General features: G+C 54.1%; 18 protein-coding genes and 1 riboswitch. All 18 genes read left to right on the plus strand.

Translation table 11 applies throughout. The annotated features are described in order from the left end of the window. The first annotated feature begins 123 nt into the window (after positions 1-123). The 18 genes from NSQ46_RS02000 (at position 124) to atpG (ending at position 16,194) form a co-directional block, all read left to right on the plus strand. Complete coding sequence (locus NSQ46_RS02000) at positions 124-1,314, plus strand: FtsW/RodA/SpoVE family cell cycle protein (protein WP_341342509.1); 1,191 nt, start codon at positions 124-126, stop codon at positions 1,312-1,314. A 344-nt stretch (positions 1,315-1,658) separates the two neighbouring features. Further along, positions 1,659-2,354 (plus strand): stage II sporulation protein R, encoded by a 696-nt coding sequence (gene spoIIR / locus NSQ46_RS02005; RefSeq protein ID WP_144877966.1) that lies wholly within the window; start codon positions 1,659-1,661, stop codon positions 2,352-2,354. A gap of 390 nt (positions 2,355-2,744) precedes the next feature. Further along, positions 2,745-3,806: an L-threonylcarbamoyladenylate synthase gene (locus NSQ46_RS02010; protein ID WP_341342659.1), complete on the plus strand. Its 1,062-nt coding sequence runs from the start codon at positions 2,745-2,747 to the stop codon at positions 3,804-3,806. An 88-nt stretch (positions 3,807-3,894) separates the two neighbouring features. Then, entirely contained in the window at positions 3,895-4,458 is a 564-nt protein-coding gene (locus NSQ46_RS02015) for a manganese efflux pump (protein WP_007128790.1), read from the plus strand. Positions 4,459-4,635: 177 nt separating this feature from the next. After that, a complete protein-coding gene (locus tag NSQ46_RS02020; RefSeq protein WP_007128789.1) occupies positions 4,636-5,223 on the plus strand; it encodes a low molecular weight protein arginine phosphatase in 588 nt (195 codons plus the stop codon). A gap of 134 nt (positions 5,224-5,357) precedes the next feature. Next, a riboswitch (ZMP/ZTP riboswitch) is annotated at positions 5,358-5,439 on the plus strand. Positions 5,440-5,551: 112 nt separating this feature from the next. Further along, entirely contained in the window at positions 5,552-6,010 is a 459-nt protein-coding gene (gene rpiB, locus NSQ46_RS02025) for a ribose 5-phosphate isomerase B (RefSeq protein WP_007128788.1), read from the plus strand. A 113-nt stretch (positions 6,011-6,123) separates the two neighbouring features. Next, complete coding sequence (locus tag NSQ46_RS02030) at positions 6,124-6,708, plus strand: TIGR01440 family protein (RefSeq protein WP_251535772.1); 585 nt, start codon at positions 6,124-6,126, stop codon at positions 6,706-6,708. A gap of 283 nt (positions 6,709-6,991) precedes the next feature. Beyond that, positions 6,992-8,242: a serine hydroxymethyltransferase gene (glyA, locus tag NSQ46_RS02035; RefSeq protein WP_342576228.1), complete on the plus strand. Its 1,251-nt coding sequence runs from the start codon at positions 6,992-6,994 to the stop codon at positions 8,240-8,242. A 312-nt stretch (positions 8,243-8,554) separates the two neighbouring features. Beyond that, positions 8,555-9,184 (plus strand): uracil phosphoribosyltransferase, encoded by a 630-nt coding sequence (upp, locus tag NSQ46_RS02040; protein ID WP_007128785.1) that lies wholly within the window; start codon positions 8,555-8,557, stop codon positions 9,182-9,184. Positions 9,185-9,276: 92 nt separating this feature from the next. Beyond that, on the plus strand, positions 9,277-10,434 hold the full coding sequence (wecB, locus tag NSQ46_RS02045) for a UDP-N-acetylglucosamine 2-epimerase (non-hydrolyzing) (protein WP_028405643.1): 1,158 nt from the start codon (positions 9,277-9,279) through the stop codon (positions 10,432-10,434). A 175-nt stretch (positions 10,435-10,609) separates the two neighbouring features. Continuing rightward, positions 10,610-10,843 (plus strand): AtpZ/AtpI family protein, encoded by a 234-nt coding sequence (locus NSQ46_RS02050; RefSeq protein ID WP_007128783.1) that lies wholly within the window; start codon positions 10,610-10,612, stop codon positions 10,841-10,843. Beyond that, positions 10,836-11,213, plus strand: coding sequence for an ATP synthase subunit I (locus NSQ46_RS02055; protein WP_007128782.1), 378 nt, complete (start codon positions 10,836-10,838; stop codon positions 11,211-11,213). The genes NSQ46_RS02050 and NSQ46_RS02055 overlap by 8 nt, the downstream gene beginning before the upstream one ends. A 35-nt stretch (positions 11,214-11,248) precedes the next feature. Continuing rightward, positions 11,249-12,010, plus strand: coding sequence for a F0F1 ATP synthase subunit A (gene atpB / locus NSQ46_RS02060; protein ID WP_007128781.1), 762 nt, complete (start codon positions 11,249-11,251; stop codon positions 12,008-12,010). Positions 12,011-12,112: 102 nt separating this feature from the next. After that, the gene (gene atpE / locus NSQ46_RS02065; protein WP_007128780.1) at positions 12,113-12,325 is read left to right on the plus strand and encodes a F0F1 ATP synthase subunit C; all 213 of its coding nucleotides are present in this window, start codon (positions 12,113-12,115) and stop codon (positions 12,323-12,325) included. Between the two features lie 95 nt (positions 12,326-12,420). After that, a complete protein-coding gene (gene atpF, locus NSQ46_RS02070; RefSeq protein WP_007128779.1) occupies positions 12,421-12,909 on the plus strand; it encodes a F0F1 ATP synthase subunit B in 489 nt (162 codons plus the stop codon). Next, positions 12,906-13,451 (plus strand): F0F1 ATP synthase subunit delta, encoded by a 546-nt coding sequence (locus tag NSQ46_RS02075; RefSeq protein ID WP_007128778.1) that lies wholly within the window; start codon positions 12,906-12,908, stop codon positions 13,449-13,451. Before atpF ends, NSQ46_RS02075 begins: the two co-directional genes overlap by 4 nt. Before the next feature lie 18 nt (positions 13,452-13,469). Continuing rightward, positions 13,470-14,984, plus strand: coding sequence for a F0F1 ATP synthase subunit alpha (gene atpA, locus NSQ46_RS02080; protein ID WP_007128777.1), 1,515 nt, complete (start codon positions 13,470-13,472; stop codon positions 14,982-14,984). Between the two features lie 349 nt (positions 14,985-15,333). Then, complete coding sequence (gene atpG, locus NSQ46_RS02085) at positions 15,334-16,194, plus strand: ATP synthase F1 subunit gamma (protein WP_007128776.1); 861 nt, start codon at positions 15,334-15,336, stop codon at positions 16,192-16,194. Positions 16,195-16,218: the final 24 nt, after the last annotated feature.

The raw sequence follows: 16,218 nt of genomic DNA on the forward strand, positions 1-16,218 counted from the left end.
TGGGGCGATGGCTAATGCGCCAGGTATGGGCCGGGAGAGCCCAAACTTTTTATCCGGGCAGATCGTTATATGGCCGGTAAGGCACATCGGAGCGATAAGCTCCGGCACAGGGGGATCAAAGGCATGCTTCAGAAATTTAAAAAAATAGACTTTGTTGTCGTAACCGTCCTTGTCATGCTGATGATCATCAGCATAACTTCCTTGTACAGTGTAACCATCGGATCGGCTGATTGGAACGGGTACCATATTAAGATGCTCATCTTTTACGTTGCGGGCTTTATCGCTTTCTTCGGCATGAGCCTATTGGATTACCGCGTTCTCATTAAACACGCGACCTACATTTATATCGGCGGCCTGCTGCTGCTTGTGTACGTTATGTTTTTCGGGTCAACGCTTAACGGCTCGAAGGGCTGGATTAATCTCGGGTTTACGAGCCTGCAGCCGGCGGAAATGTTTAAGTTGGTCTTGATTATCTTCCTGACTTTTATACTGGTGAAGAAAAATAAATCGCAGCTTTCCTTTATCCGCGATGTCATTCCGGTCGGCTTCCTGGCGTTTATTCCCTTCGTGCTCGTCATGGGCATCAACGACTTGGGGAATGCGCTAAGCTACGTCATCATTTTGATGGGGCTGCTGTGGATTGGTAATGTCAAATTATCGCATGCGCTGATCGGTCTGGTGCTCGTTGCGGGCACCGCTTTCGGCGGAATCCAGGCTTACATTCATTACCATGACGAGATTACAGCCTTCATGAAGGAAGGGAGCCGCTCGCACTGGCTGGACCGGATCGACCCGTGGCTGATGCCCGAGACGACGGACAACGCCGGTGCCGGCTATCACACCCACAATGCCAAGCTGGCGATCGCTTCCGGCGGCATGACCGGGGAAGGCTTTATGCAGGGGACCTCGGTGCAATCGGGACGGGTACCGTATACCTATTCCGACTCCATCTTCGTGCAGATTGCGGAGGAATACGGGTTTATCGGCTCTTCCGTGCTGCTCCTGCTCTATTTCATTCTGATCCATCGGATGATTCTGATATCGCTCGAATCGCGTGAACGTGCCGGTCCGTTTCTCATCATAGGGATCGTGTCCATGTTCTTATACCAAATCTTTGAGAATATCGGGATGTTTATCGGCCTCATGCCGCTGACGGGGATTACATTGCCGTTTATCAGTTACGGGGGAACGTCGCTCGTAATCAGCATGGCGAGCCTCGGGGTAGCCATGAGCGTGAAGCTGCACGGCCGGGAAATCGAGGAGGATATGCCGGATCCGCATGCCCACCGGTCGACGGTGGCGAAGCAGGCCTAAGCCGTAGCCATCGTGCACTGGTGGGGGCTATCCTATTCGAAATGGCCTGTCTTGAACCAGGATACCCGAAATTTCCAAATACATTTATGAAGAGATGTTGTCCATACGGGGCAGCATCTTTTATTTTTTGTAAGGACAAGAAATGAGCCTGTGATTAGCCCTAGGCAAGGAAGTAACCTATTGGAGGGCTGACAGGGTAACGGGGGATATGGTTTGAAAGACCTTGCGACAGGTGTCTCTATCATCTTTTTAAACAAATTGCTAGATTCACGTTTAGATCTTCGGCGGCCGGACATACTGATAGCATCATAGATTATCGGTTGATAGAGAGGCGGTTGTCCAAGATGAACCATTATAGCGAAACCCTCCGTATTATCGTGAAAAAAATGATTTTGCTCTTATCCTGTATGTTTATGGTCATTACCGTGTGGGAAGGTCAGCGAATTGATGCTTCTGTTGTGGGGGGGCCGATTCCTCAGGAATCGATCCGGCTGCGCATCTTGGCCAATTCCGACAGTCCCTCCGATCAGCTTGTGAAGCGGGAAATCCGCGATGCGGTCGTGGAGCAAATGCAGCTATGGGTTCAGCAGCTGGATAACCCGCAGAGCCTCGAGGAAGCTAAGGCGCTGACGAGCCGGCATCTGCCGGAAATTCGCCAGCTGGTCGGTGAAGAGCTGAGAAAACGGGGAATCACCTACAGCTACAATGTGGAACTCGGCGTCGTACCGTTCCCGACAAAGCTGTACGGCGGCACGGTCTATCCGGCAGGCGATTATGATGCGGTGCGCATCACGCTTGGCGAGGGACAGGGACAGAACTGGTGGTGCGTGTTGTTCCCGCCGCTGTGCTTCATCGACGGGGGCAGCGGAGACGCGGCGGCGCAGCCGGCGGATGCCGGCGTCCAGACCGTCTCGGCGCAAGCCGATAAGAGCCAGGCGGATGAGCCAGTCAATGCGGGCGATACCGAGCCTGAAGTCCGGTTTTTCTTATGGGATATGTTTATCGGGATCTGGAATTGGGTGGCAGGATTGTTTGGATAATCTAGCGGATGCATAGGATGATATTCGGAAAGATTGATAGGAAGACATGCAGGCCGTTTGATTTTCAATTCGAGTCGAGTGTGATACACTTTCATTTAGAAGAGTGCTTTCTCTTTAGCGCGACCGGCTGCCCGGGTGGGGACCCGGGACGGGACTGAAGAATCGAAGCGCTTTTTTAAATGTCAAAAAGTATCAACTCTAAAGCCATTGGGATTAGCTCCAGCAAGGCGCGTGCTTGATGGTTAATATACTTCATAAACAGAAAGCTTGGGATAGGGAATGGAACATACTGCAAGCGGCCGCGAGGACAGCCGCCAATTGGAACATAACGAACAGCCTGTTGACCCGCAGTCACAACCGACGAAGGTGTGGCGTATCGGTATTGAATCGATGGAATCCGGCAGCCGAACTCCGGAAGAGGAGCAGGCTCTGCTTGAAGCGGGTCGGGTGCTTGCAGGCGGCGGGCTTGTCGCCTTCCCGACGGAGACGGTCTACGGGTTGGGCGCCGATGCGGGAAGCACGGAAGCGGTTGAACGTATATTTGCGGCGAAGGGAAGGCCTTCGGACAACCCGCTGATCGTGCATATATCGGATTTGTCCCAGCTGGATGACCTGGCGCTTCGGGTAAACGATACCGAGCGTGCGCTGATGAAGGCGTTCTGGCCGGGCCCGCTGTCGCTGGTGCTGCCCGTGAAGCCGGGTGCCGTGTCGTCCCGTGTGACGGCGGGGCTGGACACGGTCGCGGTGCGAATGCCTGACCACCCGGCTGCGCTCGCGCTTATTCGCGCGGCCGGCTGCCCGCTGGCCGCGCCGAGCGCGAACCGCTCCGGCCGGCCGAGCCCTACGCTTGCGGGCCATGTGCTGGAGGATTTGGCCGGCGCGATCGACGGCGTGCTTGACGGCGGCCCTGCCGGGGTCGGCGTCGAGTCGACGGTCGTGCAAGCCGGCGAGGACGGTGCCGTGACGGTGCTCCGTCCCGGCGGCGTCACGGCCGAGCAGCTTGCCGCGGTGGCGGCAAGCGTGCGCCTCGACCCGGCGCTAACAAGCGCCGCCGGGGAGGCGGAGAGCCCGGCGCCCCGCTCGCCGGGCATGAAATACACGCACTACGCGCCGAAGGGCGCGATGTGCGTGGTGCAGGGCCGCGACGCCGAAGCGGTAGCGGCCCGCATCGCGGCCGAGCTTGCGGCCGCCGCCCGCCGCGGCGAGGTGACCGGTGTGCTGTCGTTCGACGAGCACATTGGTCGCTACCGCGCGGACGTGGCGGTCCCGCTCGGCCGCCAGGCCGCGCCGGAGGAAGCGGCCCGCCGGCTGTACGCCGGCCTGCGCAGGTTCGACGAGGCCGGCGCCACCTTCATTCTTGCGGAAGCCTGCCCTGAAGAGGGCCTCGGCGCCGCGGTGATGAACCGGCTGCTGAAGGCGGCAGGACATCGCGTTATCGACGTGGATCATTAACCGCAGCCTTTTTTCCAAAGCCGATCAGGAATCATTTATCCCTTGTCCGCATATGGTGTACAAGACCATGAGACTTGGGGGAATGGGCATGTTGGAGGCGTCTGTCCAATCGGGACAGCTTGCGGCGATTCTGCTCATGGCGGTTGCACTCGGGCTAGACGCGTTTTCGCTTGGCATCGGCGTCGGTTTGCGAGGCGGGCTGCGCCACCGTCATATGCTGGGCATGAGCTTTCTGATCGGCCTGTTTCATATGCTGATGCCCCTGCTGGGGCTGGCTGCCGGCCGTTATGTCGGATTGCTGCTGGGACAGGTTACCGGGCTTGCCGCCGGCGGATTGCTGGTTCTGCTCGGGGGCCATATGATCCATAACGCTTTTCGCGGAGGCGAGGGCAAGCTCGTTCATCCATCCGCACTGCTGGGTATGCTGTTGTTCTCGCTTAGCGTCAGCATCGATTCGTTCTCGGTCGGATTATCGCTGGGCATGTTCGTGCATGATGTAACGCTGATCGTTGTAACCTTCGGGGTGGTCGGCGGCTTGATGTCGATTCTCGGTTTGATGCTGGGCCGTCAGGTCAGCAGCAAGCTGGGCGAGTACGGCGAGATGCTGGGAGGACTTATTTTGGTTGTGTTCGGCGTGATGTTTATTGTCTGATACGGGTGGTAAGGCACACCGGATATGAAATGAGGATGAATGCGGGAATTCGTTGACCGGCAGAGTAGACTTTTGTGGAATCATTTGTCCAAGTAATATAGAAGTTGCGAAATTTGTGATGAGATTTGATACAATATCCCTAGTGACCTAATACTGACGGGAGGGAGCCTTAAGACTGTGAAAAAGATACTATTTGTCTGCACCGGAAATACCTGCCGCAGTCCGATGGCCGAAGGGATGCTGCGCAAGCTGGCGAAGCAGCGGGGCATTCCGCTGGAGGTGCGATCCGCCGGCGTATCGGCGATAGATGGCATGCCGGTGTCCCATCATGCGGAATCCGTACTGCGGGATCAGGATATCCGGGACGAGCTCGTATCAAAGCCGCTCACCTCAGAGCTGGTGGAATGGGCTGATCTCGTTCTGACTCTAACCCAATCGCATAAGCAATATGCCATTCGGCAGTTTCCTCACGCGGCCGATAAAATGCATACCTTAAAGGAATATGTTGAGGATGACAGCAAGGTGCTTGCAGATTTGCAGGAGCAAGACAGTCTGTACGCATCGATTGAGCTGGCCCGAGCGCTTGGTCAAAATGTCAGCGATAAGGATCGCGAACGGTTGATTGAGCTTCGCCAGCGCATTCCTAGCTTTGATATCTCGGACCCGTTCGGCGGCACGAAGGAAGAGTATGAAGCGACCGCAGCCGAGATTCGGACGGCGCTCTTTCGTTTGTTGGACAAGCTGAATGCGGGCGGGCAGGCGTAATCGCTTGCTGCGGGCGGATGAATTATGACTCTGGCATCAGAGCACGTGAGTGGAAAAGTCACAGCTGCAGGCGTGGCTAAAAAAGCCGCTTGCCTTTCCCGGACGATTGATTTAAGATGTAGGGGAAACAACAATAGATCCGGTGTAACTGGCGACGAAGTGGATGAAACCACGGTGGAGCACCGGAGTATACGGCCGGTCGCCTGGGCAAAGAGCATTGGAGCACTACGTGTGCGCCGACTGCTCTTTTTTCGTCTTTTGCGGGATATTTGGGTTATAATGAAACAAGCTAATCACGCGAAAGCGAACATATGAGGGGGTTTCATCGATGAAAATTGCACTAGGCACGGATCATGCGGGCATTCGCCTGAAAGAGGAGATCATGGAGGTTATTCGCAGCCTTGGACATGAGGTGGAGGATCTCGGCTGCGGCTGCTCCGATTCCGTCGACTATCCGGACTATGCGCTGCCGGTATGCGAGAAGGTCGTGTCCGGCGAAGCCGATCGCGGCATTCTGATCTGCGGAACCGGCATCGGCATGAGCATCGCGGCGAACAAGGTGCCGGGAATCCGGTGCGCCCTGACGCATGATGTGTTCTCGGCCAAAGCGACGCGCGAGCATAACGACAGCAATGTGATCGCGCTCGGCGAACGCGTAGTCGGCCCTGGTCTTGCTGCGGAAATCGTCAGCGCCTGGCTGACAACCGAGTTCAGTCACGGCGAGCGTCATGTCGGCCGCGTCAACAAGATCAAGGCGATCGAGGAACGCTACCTAAAGAACGGATAGGACGTTTCTTTCCGTAAGGCCATTTGGTCTGTATTCCGGACGGTTCCCCGCATACAAGCTGTGCGGGACGAGGGCATGAAGCGACGTAGAGACTATTAAGGGAGGACTGTGGCATGAGCGATGCTTCCAACATTTCCTTAAACGGGCAGACCGCCCGCATCGTCCGCGAGCTCGCCGAGACGGCGAAGCTTGGACCGGGCAAGGTGCTGGTCGTCGGCGCGAGCACGAGCGAGGTTGCGGGCAAGCGGATAGGGACAGGCGGCGCGCTGGAGACGGCGCAGCAGCTGCTTGAAGGCATTGCCGAGGTTCAGGCGGAGTACGGATTCTCGCTGGCCTTCCAATGCTGCGAGCATCTGAACCGAGCGCTGGTCGTTGAGCGCGAGCTGCTCGAGCGGCTTGGCTTGACGGAAGTGGCGGCTGTACCGATTCCGGGAGCCGGCGGCTCCATGGCAGCCAGCGCCTACCGCAGCATGAAGCAGCCTTGCCTGGCGGAATCCATTCAGGCGCATGCGGGTATCGACATCGGCGAGACGCTGATCGGCATGCATCTGCGCAGCGTGGCGGTTCCCTTCAGGCCGAGTGAGCGGTATATCGGCGAGGCTCGGGTTACGGCCGCCTATACCCGGCCAAAGCTGATCGGCGGAGAGCGGGCCGTTTATCGCCAGGTGCCGGATGCGGATTCCGGATCATGCAATTGATTCGATTGGAACGGCTTGGACATCCTGTTTTGCTTGTTTGTAGGGTTAACTAAAGAAAGAGATGCAGGCAAGGGAGTGAAATGATTTCGAAAAAATGGTAGTGTTCGCCTTTGTGAACGGATTTCTACCTTGGATGAATTCAATAGATCAAAGAAATCCGGGAGCAACAGCGATTGTAGAAACATTTCACGTGCTTGCTCCACATCCCATTTGGTAGTTGGCCCTGTGTAATACGGAAACAGAATATTTATAGTAAGATTTTGGATCATAGGAGGATATAAAAATGATGGAACATTTGCGTAAGAACGATCCTGCTGTACTTGAAGCGATGGAGCTGGAGCTGAAGCGCCAGCGCAGCAATATCGAACTGATTGCATCGGAGAATATTGTCAGCGAAGCGGTCATGGAAGCGATGGGCACCGTCCTCACCAATAAATATGCGGAAGGCTACCCTGGCAAACGCTACTACGGCGGATGCGAGCGTGTCGACATTGTCGAGGATATCGCTCGTGACCGCGCGAAGGAACTGTTTGGAGCCGATCATGCCAACGTGCAGCCGCACTCCGGCGCGCAGGCGAATATGGCGGTGTATCTTGCAGCGCTTAAGCCTGGCGATACCGTTCTTGGCATGAACCTTGCCCATGGCGGTCACCTGACGCACGGAAGCCCGGTCAATGCCTCCGGTCTGCTGTACAATTTCGTGGCTTACGGCGTTCAAGAGGACACGTTCCTCATTGATTATGATGAAGTCCGCAAAGCGGCGTTCAAGCATCGCCCTCGTCTGATTGTTGCCGGCGCAAGCGCCTATCCGCGCATCATTGATTTCGAGAAGCTCGCTGCGATCGCCAATGATGTCGGCGCGCTGTTTATGGTCGACATGGCTCATATCGCAGGTCTTGTTGCGGCTGGACTTCACCCGAATCCGGTTCCGCACGCGCATTTCGTGACCACAACGACGCATAAGACGCTCCGCGGGCCGCGCGGCGGCATGATTCTGTGCAAAAAAGCTTGGGCGCAAGCGATCGACAAGGCCGTATTCCCGGGATCGCAGGGCGGACCGCTGATGCATGTCATCGCATCGAAGGCTGTTGCTCTTGGCGAAGCGCTGGATCCGTCCTTCAAAACCTACGCTCAAAATGTCGTGAACAATGCGAAGGTACTAGCCGATACGCTGATTGAGGAAGGCCTGAACATCGTTTCCGGCGGAACGGATAACCATCTGATGCTGGTGGATACGCGCAATCTGGACATCACCGGCAAGGATGCGGAGAAAGTTCTGGATTCGATCGGCATCACCGTCAACAAAAATGCGATTCCGTTCGACCCGACCAGCCCGTTCGTTACCAGCGGCATTCGGATCGGTACGCCGGCGGTTACGTCGCGCGGCATGGATGAGCAGGCCATGGTGACCATCGCGAAGATCATCGCGATGACGCTGAAGGCTCCGAAGGATGAGGCGACGCTCGAGAAAGCAGGCCGTATGGTTGCCGAGCTGACGGATCAGTATCCGCTGTATCCGGACCTCAAGTACTAATCGGGATCGACGGGGTGGGTATTCCTCAGGGTTATGAACCTGCAGGAATACCCTTTTTTTGCATATGGAGGGTTTCGGCTGCGAGAGGCAGGTCGTTTGAATCCTGGAAGGAGCATCTTTGTTGGAAAAAATGGGAACCGTATATAGGGTGGGTGGCGAGGAGCTTTAACGTGCCCTTCGAGTCGAAAGAAACATGACCTATGCGGGTGTCAAATGGCCGGAGGGAATGATATAATAGACAGGATTTATGGAGCTTACCATATTATACGCCCATATTGAAAACATATTTGTATCCAACCGGAGGGACCTGACATGGGAAAATTGGTGATTTGTGATCACCCGTTGATTCAACACAAACTAACATTTATTCGCGATATGCGGACTAACACAAAAGACTTTCGCGAGCTTGTAGATGAGGTCGCGACATTAATGGCTTATGAAATCACGCGGGAGGTTCCGCTTGAAACGATTTCCGTCCAAACCCCGGTCGCCGAAACCGAAGGCAAGGTTATCTCGGGCCGCATGCTCGGGCTGGTGCCGATTCTCCGTGCCGGTTTAGGCATGCTGGACGGGGTGGTCAAGCTTCTGCCGGCAGCAAAGGTCGGGCACGTCGGCTTGTTCCGTGATCCGGAAACGCTGCAGCCCGTGGAATACTACACGAAGCTGCCGACTGATGTGACCGAAAGAGAATTGATCGTAATCGACCCGATGCTCGCAACAGGAGGCTCCGCGATTGCTGCGATCGACGTCTTGAAGAAGCGGGGCTGCACCCAGATTAAAATGATGAATCTCGTAGCCGCGCCGGAAGGCGTTAAGGCGGTCCAGGAAGCGCACCCGGATGTGGACATCTATGTTGCTGCATTGGACGAGGGTCTCAACGACCATGGATACATCGTACCTGGTTTAGGCGATGCGGGAGACCGGCTCTACGGGACGAAATAATAGAATCCGCTGACTGTCCGCTAACCGGCTTGCCTGACCAGGGAGGCCGGCGGGATCGGAAGCAAGGATGATAAGGAGAGGTAATATCAGCCATGTCTAAAGTGAAAGTGATGACCATATTCGGGGTGCGCCCTGAAGCGATCAAGATGGCGCCGCTCATTTTGGAGCTGCAGCGTCACCCAGAGCATATTGAATCCGTGGTGTGCGTTACGGCCCAGCACCGACAGATGCTGGATCAGGTGCTTGAGGTGTTCAAGATTGTTCCGGACTATGATCTGGACGTCATGAAGGAACGCCAGACATTAAATGAAATCACCGTTCGCGTTCTGGAAGGTCTTGAGCCGGTGCTGCGCGAGGCCAAGCCGGATATCGTGCTCGTGCACGGCGACACGCTGACGACGTTCCTGGCGAGCTATGCGGCCTTCCTGCAGCAGATCCAGGTCGGCCACGTCGAAGCCGGCCTTCGGACATGGAACAAGCTGTCTCCGTATCCGGAGGAGATGAATCGGCAGCTGACCGGCGTATTGGCGGATGTCCATTTCGCGCCGACCGAATGGTCCGCGGACAATCTCCGCAGAGAGAACAAGCCGGAGTCGCGCATTTATGTAACGGGCAATACGGCTACGGACGTATTCCAATATACGGTACGTGACGACTATACGCATCCGGTGCTGGATTGGGCCGAGGGCAAACGACTGATCCTGATGACGGCGCACCGCCGGGAATCCCACGGGGAGCCGCATCGTCAAATTTTCGAGGCTGTGAAGCGCATTGCCAATGAGTTCGAGGATATTGCGATCGTCTATCCGGTTCACCCGAGTCCTGCGGTGAAGGAGCCGGCTCACCGGATTCTGGGCGACCATCCGCGCATCAAGCTGATTGATCCGCTGGATGTGGTGGATATGAACAATTTCTACCCGCATACGCACCTCATCATTACCGATTCCGGCGGCATGCAGGAGGAGGCGCCTTCCTTCGGCGTACCGACGCTGGTGCTCCGGGATACGACCGAGCGTCCGGAGGGCATTGAGGCCGGAACGCTGGAGCTGGTAGGGACGGAAGAAGAGAAGGTATATAGTCGGATTAAGGCTCTTCTGACGGATGATGCGCTGTATGAGAAGATGAGCAAGGCAGCGAATCCATATGGCGATGGACAAGCTTCCCAGCGGATTGTCAATGCGATTTTGCACCATTTTGGCATCCTCAAAGAACGCCCTGAAGAATTTCACAGAATGTTCACAAAGGCATAGTTTGCCGCATTCTGATTCGCAAGGGGACAGCATACAGTTGAACTGTACGGTTACCGCGGCGTTTTGCGCAGTTTAGGGAGCCCAAAACGCCCGATTTTACACGGAAAATCAAAAAATCGATTCATTGACAAAGTCTTGTCATATTCAGTAAAATGAGTTGGGATTAGAGGTTTATATGAAAAATCCGAATAGTCAAGACAACCCTTGGTTGATAGCGCTGTATATCAGCGGGGCCGGTGGATTACTGGCCGTGTATATCGTAATCGGTTTTTTGACAGGCAAGTGGCTGGCCGAATGGCTGGACGGGCCCAGATACTGGTTGGCGATTGGAACCGTTTTAGGGCTCTTTATAGGGATTTTGAATATTGCTCTTCTCATTAAAAAGTTTCTGGGGGCACAAAGTGAATGATCTGACTTCCATTGTGAACGCTGTATTTAGAGTATCATTGCTCTTATTGTCTGCCTTGTTTCTGGGATGGGCTCTTTACCCGGAATATCGCCCCGTCATCGTGGGGATGATCATGGGCATGGCGGCGGGATTGTTTAATGTTCGCTTCCTTTCCATGAAAGTGCAGCAGCTGGCACAATTGGCTGTCAATCCTGAACCGAAGAGATACAACTTCGGCTTCATCACGAGACTATGCATCGGCTTTCTGATCGTCGTCTTCGCGGCGAAGCTCGAACAGGTGTCGCTCGGCGGCGCTATCGCCGGTCTGTTCATCCCCCAATTGTTGACCATTCCTGTCAGCATTGTATTCAGTTTGAGAAACAATCATTGATCAGCGCTAACTTGGAAAGGGGTGAAAATAATTCTATGCATGAATCACCGATTATTGATTTAGGTGGATTCCGTCTGGATCTATCCGCTGTCATGATGCTGCTGGTTACAGGGATCATTGTCTTTGTGCTTGTGCGTCTGGCTGTTCGGAATCTATCTGTCGAAAACCCTTCCAAACTGCAGAACTTCATGGAATGGGTAGTGGAATTTGTGCAGGGTGTCGTAGCAAGCGCTATGGATCTGAAGAAGGGGAAGGCGTACATATCGCTGGGCCTGACTCTGATTCTATTCATCTTCGTAGCGAACCTGCTCGGCTTGCCGTTCTCGGTTATCACCGACTTGCCGGCAGATTTCAAAGTCTTTGGTAAGACAATTGAGGCTACGGTTGGTCTCGAGCCGGGACACTACGCTCACGTCTTGTGGTGGAAATCACCAACAGCGGACATTTCCGTTACTGCGGGGCTGGCGCTTGTCGTATTTGTGCTCATGAACTACCTGGGCCTGAAGCTGAACCGCAAGCATTACCTGAAGCACTATATCGAACCATTCCCGATCTTCCTGCCGCTTAACATCATTGAGAACCTGGCGAAGCCAATCGCTCTGGCGATCCGGCTATATGCGAACATTTTCGCAGGGGAAGTTCTGATCACGGTCATTCTGAAAACCGGATTCTTCGGTATTCCGTTCATGGCCGCATGGCAAGGCTTCAGTATCTTCATCGGAGCACTGCAAGCGTTTATCTTTACAATCTTAACCATGGTGTACATTTCGCAAACAACGATTCATGAAGAGCATTGATTCACTCGGACGAATCCGCCGTGACAGCGGTGTTTTTCGAAAGAGATATATTTATAGCACTACCACTCTATTATGAACCAATTTTAAGGAGGATATTTAACAATGGAATTTTTGGCAGCAGCTATTGCAGTAGGTCTTGGCGCTCTTGGCGCAGGTTTGGGTAACGGTATGATCGTAAGCAGAACAGTTGAGTCTATCGCTCGTCAGCCGGAAGCACGCGGTCAATTGCAAACGACGATGTTTATCGGTGTTGGTATCGTCGAGGTTATTCCTTTGGCGGCTACCGTAATCGCGTTCTTGATCATGTTTTCTTAATAACAATACAACGGTTTGGCGGGGAGGGCCGATGCCATCCGCGCCTTCGTTTTGTTAGGCACCGCACTTCGTGTTGATGGAAAGGAGTGACCTCAATGAACATTCTATGGGAAAATATCGTAATCACGATCATTTCGTTTATTGTTCTTTATTTTTTGCTTCAAAAATTTGCGTTCAGCAAATTGTTCGGCATCATGGAGCAGCGTCGTGAGCTGGTTATGAGCCAGATGAACGAAGCGGCACAGACCCGCCAGCAGGCGGCTGCTTACGTAGAAGAGCAGAAGAAGGCACTGGAGCAAGCGCGTCAAGACGCTCACGATATTATCGAGCGTTCCAGACAAACGAGCAACAAGCAGGCTGAGCAAATTCTGGAGCAAGCCAAGGAAGAGGCGGTTCGTCTCAAATCCGAAGCGGTCCGGGATATCGAGAACGAGAAGAAGAAGGCAGTCGAAGAGCTCCGCAGCGAGCTGGGCAGCGTTTCCGTCAAGATTGCATCCAAGCTGATTGAACGGGAAGTTAAGAATGATAAAGCACAGGAAGAACTGGTTGACCAATACCTTAAAGAGGTAGGAGGCAGACCATGAGCCAAAATACAGTAGCAGCCAAGCGGTATGCGCGGGCGCTGTTCGACGTGGCGGCTCAGCAGCAGAAGGGTCTGGAAGTGGAAGCGGAATTGCGCGCCGTCGTATCGGCGATCGAAGGAGACGCGGACATTCAGAAGTTCATCTCCACGCCGAATATTCCGCTGTCCGTAAAAATGGACGTTTTGAAAAGGGCGTTAGCAGGAAAGGTTTCGCAGCCTGTGCTGAATACCATCGAGCTGCTTCTTGAAAGAGGGCGTACGGAAATGTTTGCCGAGCTTCTGAACAGTTACGTGAAGATTCAGGGTGCCAGCCTGGGAATGGCGGATGCCACAGTCTATTCTACCTACCCGCTTAGCGATCAGGAAAAAGAACAAGTAGCCACGGAATTCGGACAGCTGGCTCAGCAGAATATCCGGGTGACCAATGTGGTAGACGAAAGCCTGCTCGGCGGCTTGAAAGTCGTGATCGGCGACAAGCTGTATGACGGAAGCCTTGCCGGCAAGCTGGAGCGTCTCGAAAAGTCTTTTAATAGACGAGCATAGTAGATAGGGGTGAAAACGTTGAGTATCAGACCTGAAGAAATTAGTACTTTAATTAAAAGTCAAATCGAAGAATACAAATCCGATATCACGGTCTCCGAAGTAGGTACGGTTATTCAAGTTAGTGACGGTATTGCTCGCGTATATGGCCTGGAGAATGCAATGTCCGGGGAGCTGCTCGAGTTCCAAAACGGCGTATCCGGTCTTGCACTCAACCTCGAGGAGAGCAACGTCGGTGTCGTTATCCTTGGACCTTACTCCGAGATCAAGGAAGGCGATCAGGTTAAGCGTACAGGACGGATCATGGAGGTTCCTGTCGGTGAAGCGCTGCTTGGACGCGTTGTAAACCCGCTCGGCCAGCCGCTTGACGGCAAAGGACCGATTGAAGCTGCAGCGTTCCGTCCGGTAGAAAGCAACGCGCCGGGCGTTATCGACCGGAAATCGGTACATGAACCGCTTCAAACCGGTATTAAAGCGATTGACGCGATGGTACCGATCGGCCGCGGACAGCGCGAGCTGATCATCGGTGACCGTCAAACAGGTAAAACAACCGTTGCGATCGATACGATCCTGAACCAAAAAGGCAGCGGCGTTAAATGTATTTACGTTGCGATCGGTCAAAAGCAATCGACCGTTGCACAGGTTGTGGAAACGCTCCGCCGCCACGGCGCGCTGGAATACACGATTATCGTGACCGCGTCCGCATCCGAGCCTGCTCCGCTGCAGTATATCGCTCCTTATGCGGGCTGCGCGATGGGCGAATATTTCATGTTCAAAGGCGAGCATGCCCTTATCATCTATGATGACTTGTCGAAACAAGCAGCAGCTTATCGTGAGCTGTCCTTGCTTCTCCGTCGTCCTCCGGGCCGCGAGGCGTATCCGGGTGACGTATTCTATCTGCACTCCCGCTTGCTGGAGCGCGCTGCGAAGCTGAACGACGAGCTCGGAGGCGGTTCTTTGACCGCACTGCCGTTCATCGAGACGCAGGCTTCCGACGTATCCGCATATATCCCAACCAACGTGATTTCGATTACCGACGGACAGATCTTCCTGGAGTCCGACCTGTTCTACGCGGGTCAGCGTCCGGCGATCAACGTAGGTATCTCCGTATCCCGGGTTGGTAGCTCCGCACAAATTAAAGCGATGAAGAAGGTTGCGGGCGGTATGAAACTCGACCTTGCCCAATACCGTGAGCTTCAAGCGTTCTCCCAGTTCGGATCCGATCTGGACAAATCGACGCTCGCTCGTCTGAACCGCGGTTCCAAGCTGATGGAAATCCTGAAGCAGGGCGTCAACCAGCCGCTGTCCGTTGAGCAGCAGGTTGTCAGCCTGTACACCGCTGTTAAAGGATATCTGGATGACATCGAAGTAGCGGATGTCCGCCGTTTCGAGAAGGAATTCCTGGCGTTTATCGAGAGCAACAAGCCGGAAATCCTGAAGTCCATCACGGATACAAAAGACCTGACAGCAGACAACGAGAACGCGCTGAAAGCAGCCATCGATCAATTCAAGAAGGGCTTTGCCGCTTCGGTTTAAGCTCCTGGGTTTGGCATAAGGAGGGGAACCGGGCGGCAATGTCCGGTATCCTCTTTCATCATATGGAATGTAACTTTGGCTAAAGCCAAAGCGAGCTGGATTAACAAGCAACTTTGGTTTCAGCCAAAGTTAAGTTTACGCTTACGAAGTAACTTTGGCTCCTCCAAAGTTAGGTCTACGCTTACGAAGTTAGCTTTGGCTTCGCCAAAGCTAGGTTTATGCTTACGAAGTAACTTTGGCTCTGCCAAAGTTAAGCTTATGCTTTCGAAGTTAGCTTTGGCTTCGCCAAAGCTTGGCTCATGCTTACGAAGTAACTTTGGCTCCGCCAAAGTTTTGAGGTGGTGAAATCATGGCAAGAGGATTACGTGATATTAAACGGCAAATCAAGAGTATCCAAAACACGAAGCAGATCACCAAAGCGATGGAGATGGTTGCCGCCGCCAAGCTCAGAAGAGCCCAGGAGAAAGCAACCGCTGCACTTCCATACTCGGATAAGCTGAAAGAAGTGGTTGGCAGCATTGCCGCCGGCACCCAAGGAATCAGCCACCCGATGCTGGAGAAACGCGAGGTGAAGAAGACCGGTTACCTCGTTATTACGTCCGACCGCGGTCTTGCCGGTGCGTCGAACTCCAACATTTTGCGTAAAGTGTCTAATTTCATTGCGGAGCGTCACCAATCCAAGGACGAATACTGCATTTTCGTCATCGGACGCAAAGGTCGCGACTACTTCCGCCGCAGAGAAATGCCGGTTGTGGAAGAGCTGACCGAATTGTCGGACAGCCCGACCTTCGGCGATATCAAGGCGATTGCGAATGCGGCTGTCGGCCAATACGAGAACGGCAAGATCGATGAGCTGTTCGTATGCTATAACCGCTTCGTTAATGCGTTGACGCAGGATCCGCAGGTCGATCAGCTTCTCCCGATGGAGAACATCGGCGGCGGCGTCTCGGTAGCGAGCTATGAATACGAGCCTTCACCGGAGCGCGTGCTTGAAGTGCTTCTTCCGAAATACGCCGAAACCCTCATTTTCAGCGCGATGTTAAATGCCAAAGCAAGTGAGCTTGGCGCGAAAATGACGGCAATGGGTGCGGCTACGAAGAATGCAAGCAAGCTGATCTCGGAGCTTACCCTGACGTACAACCGTGCCCGCCAGGCAGCGATTACGCAGGAAATCTCGGAGATTGTCGCTGGTGCAAACGCGCAGCAGTAATATCATTGATATTTTATCGGAATC

This window comes from Paenibacillus sp. FSL M8-0142 (assembly GCF_038597315.1).
Classification (GTDB): domain Bacteria; phylum Bacillota; class Bacilli; order Paenibacillales; family Paenibacillaceae; genus Paenibacillus_AQ; species Paenibacillus_AQ lactis.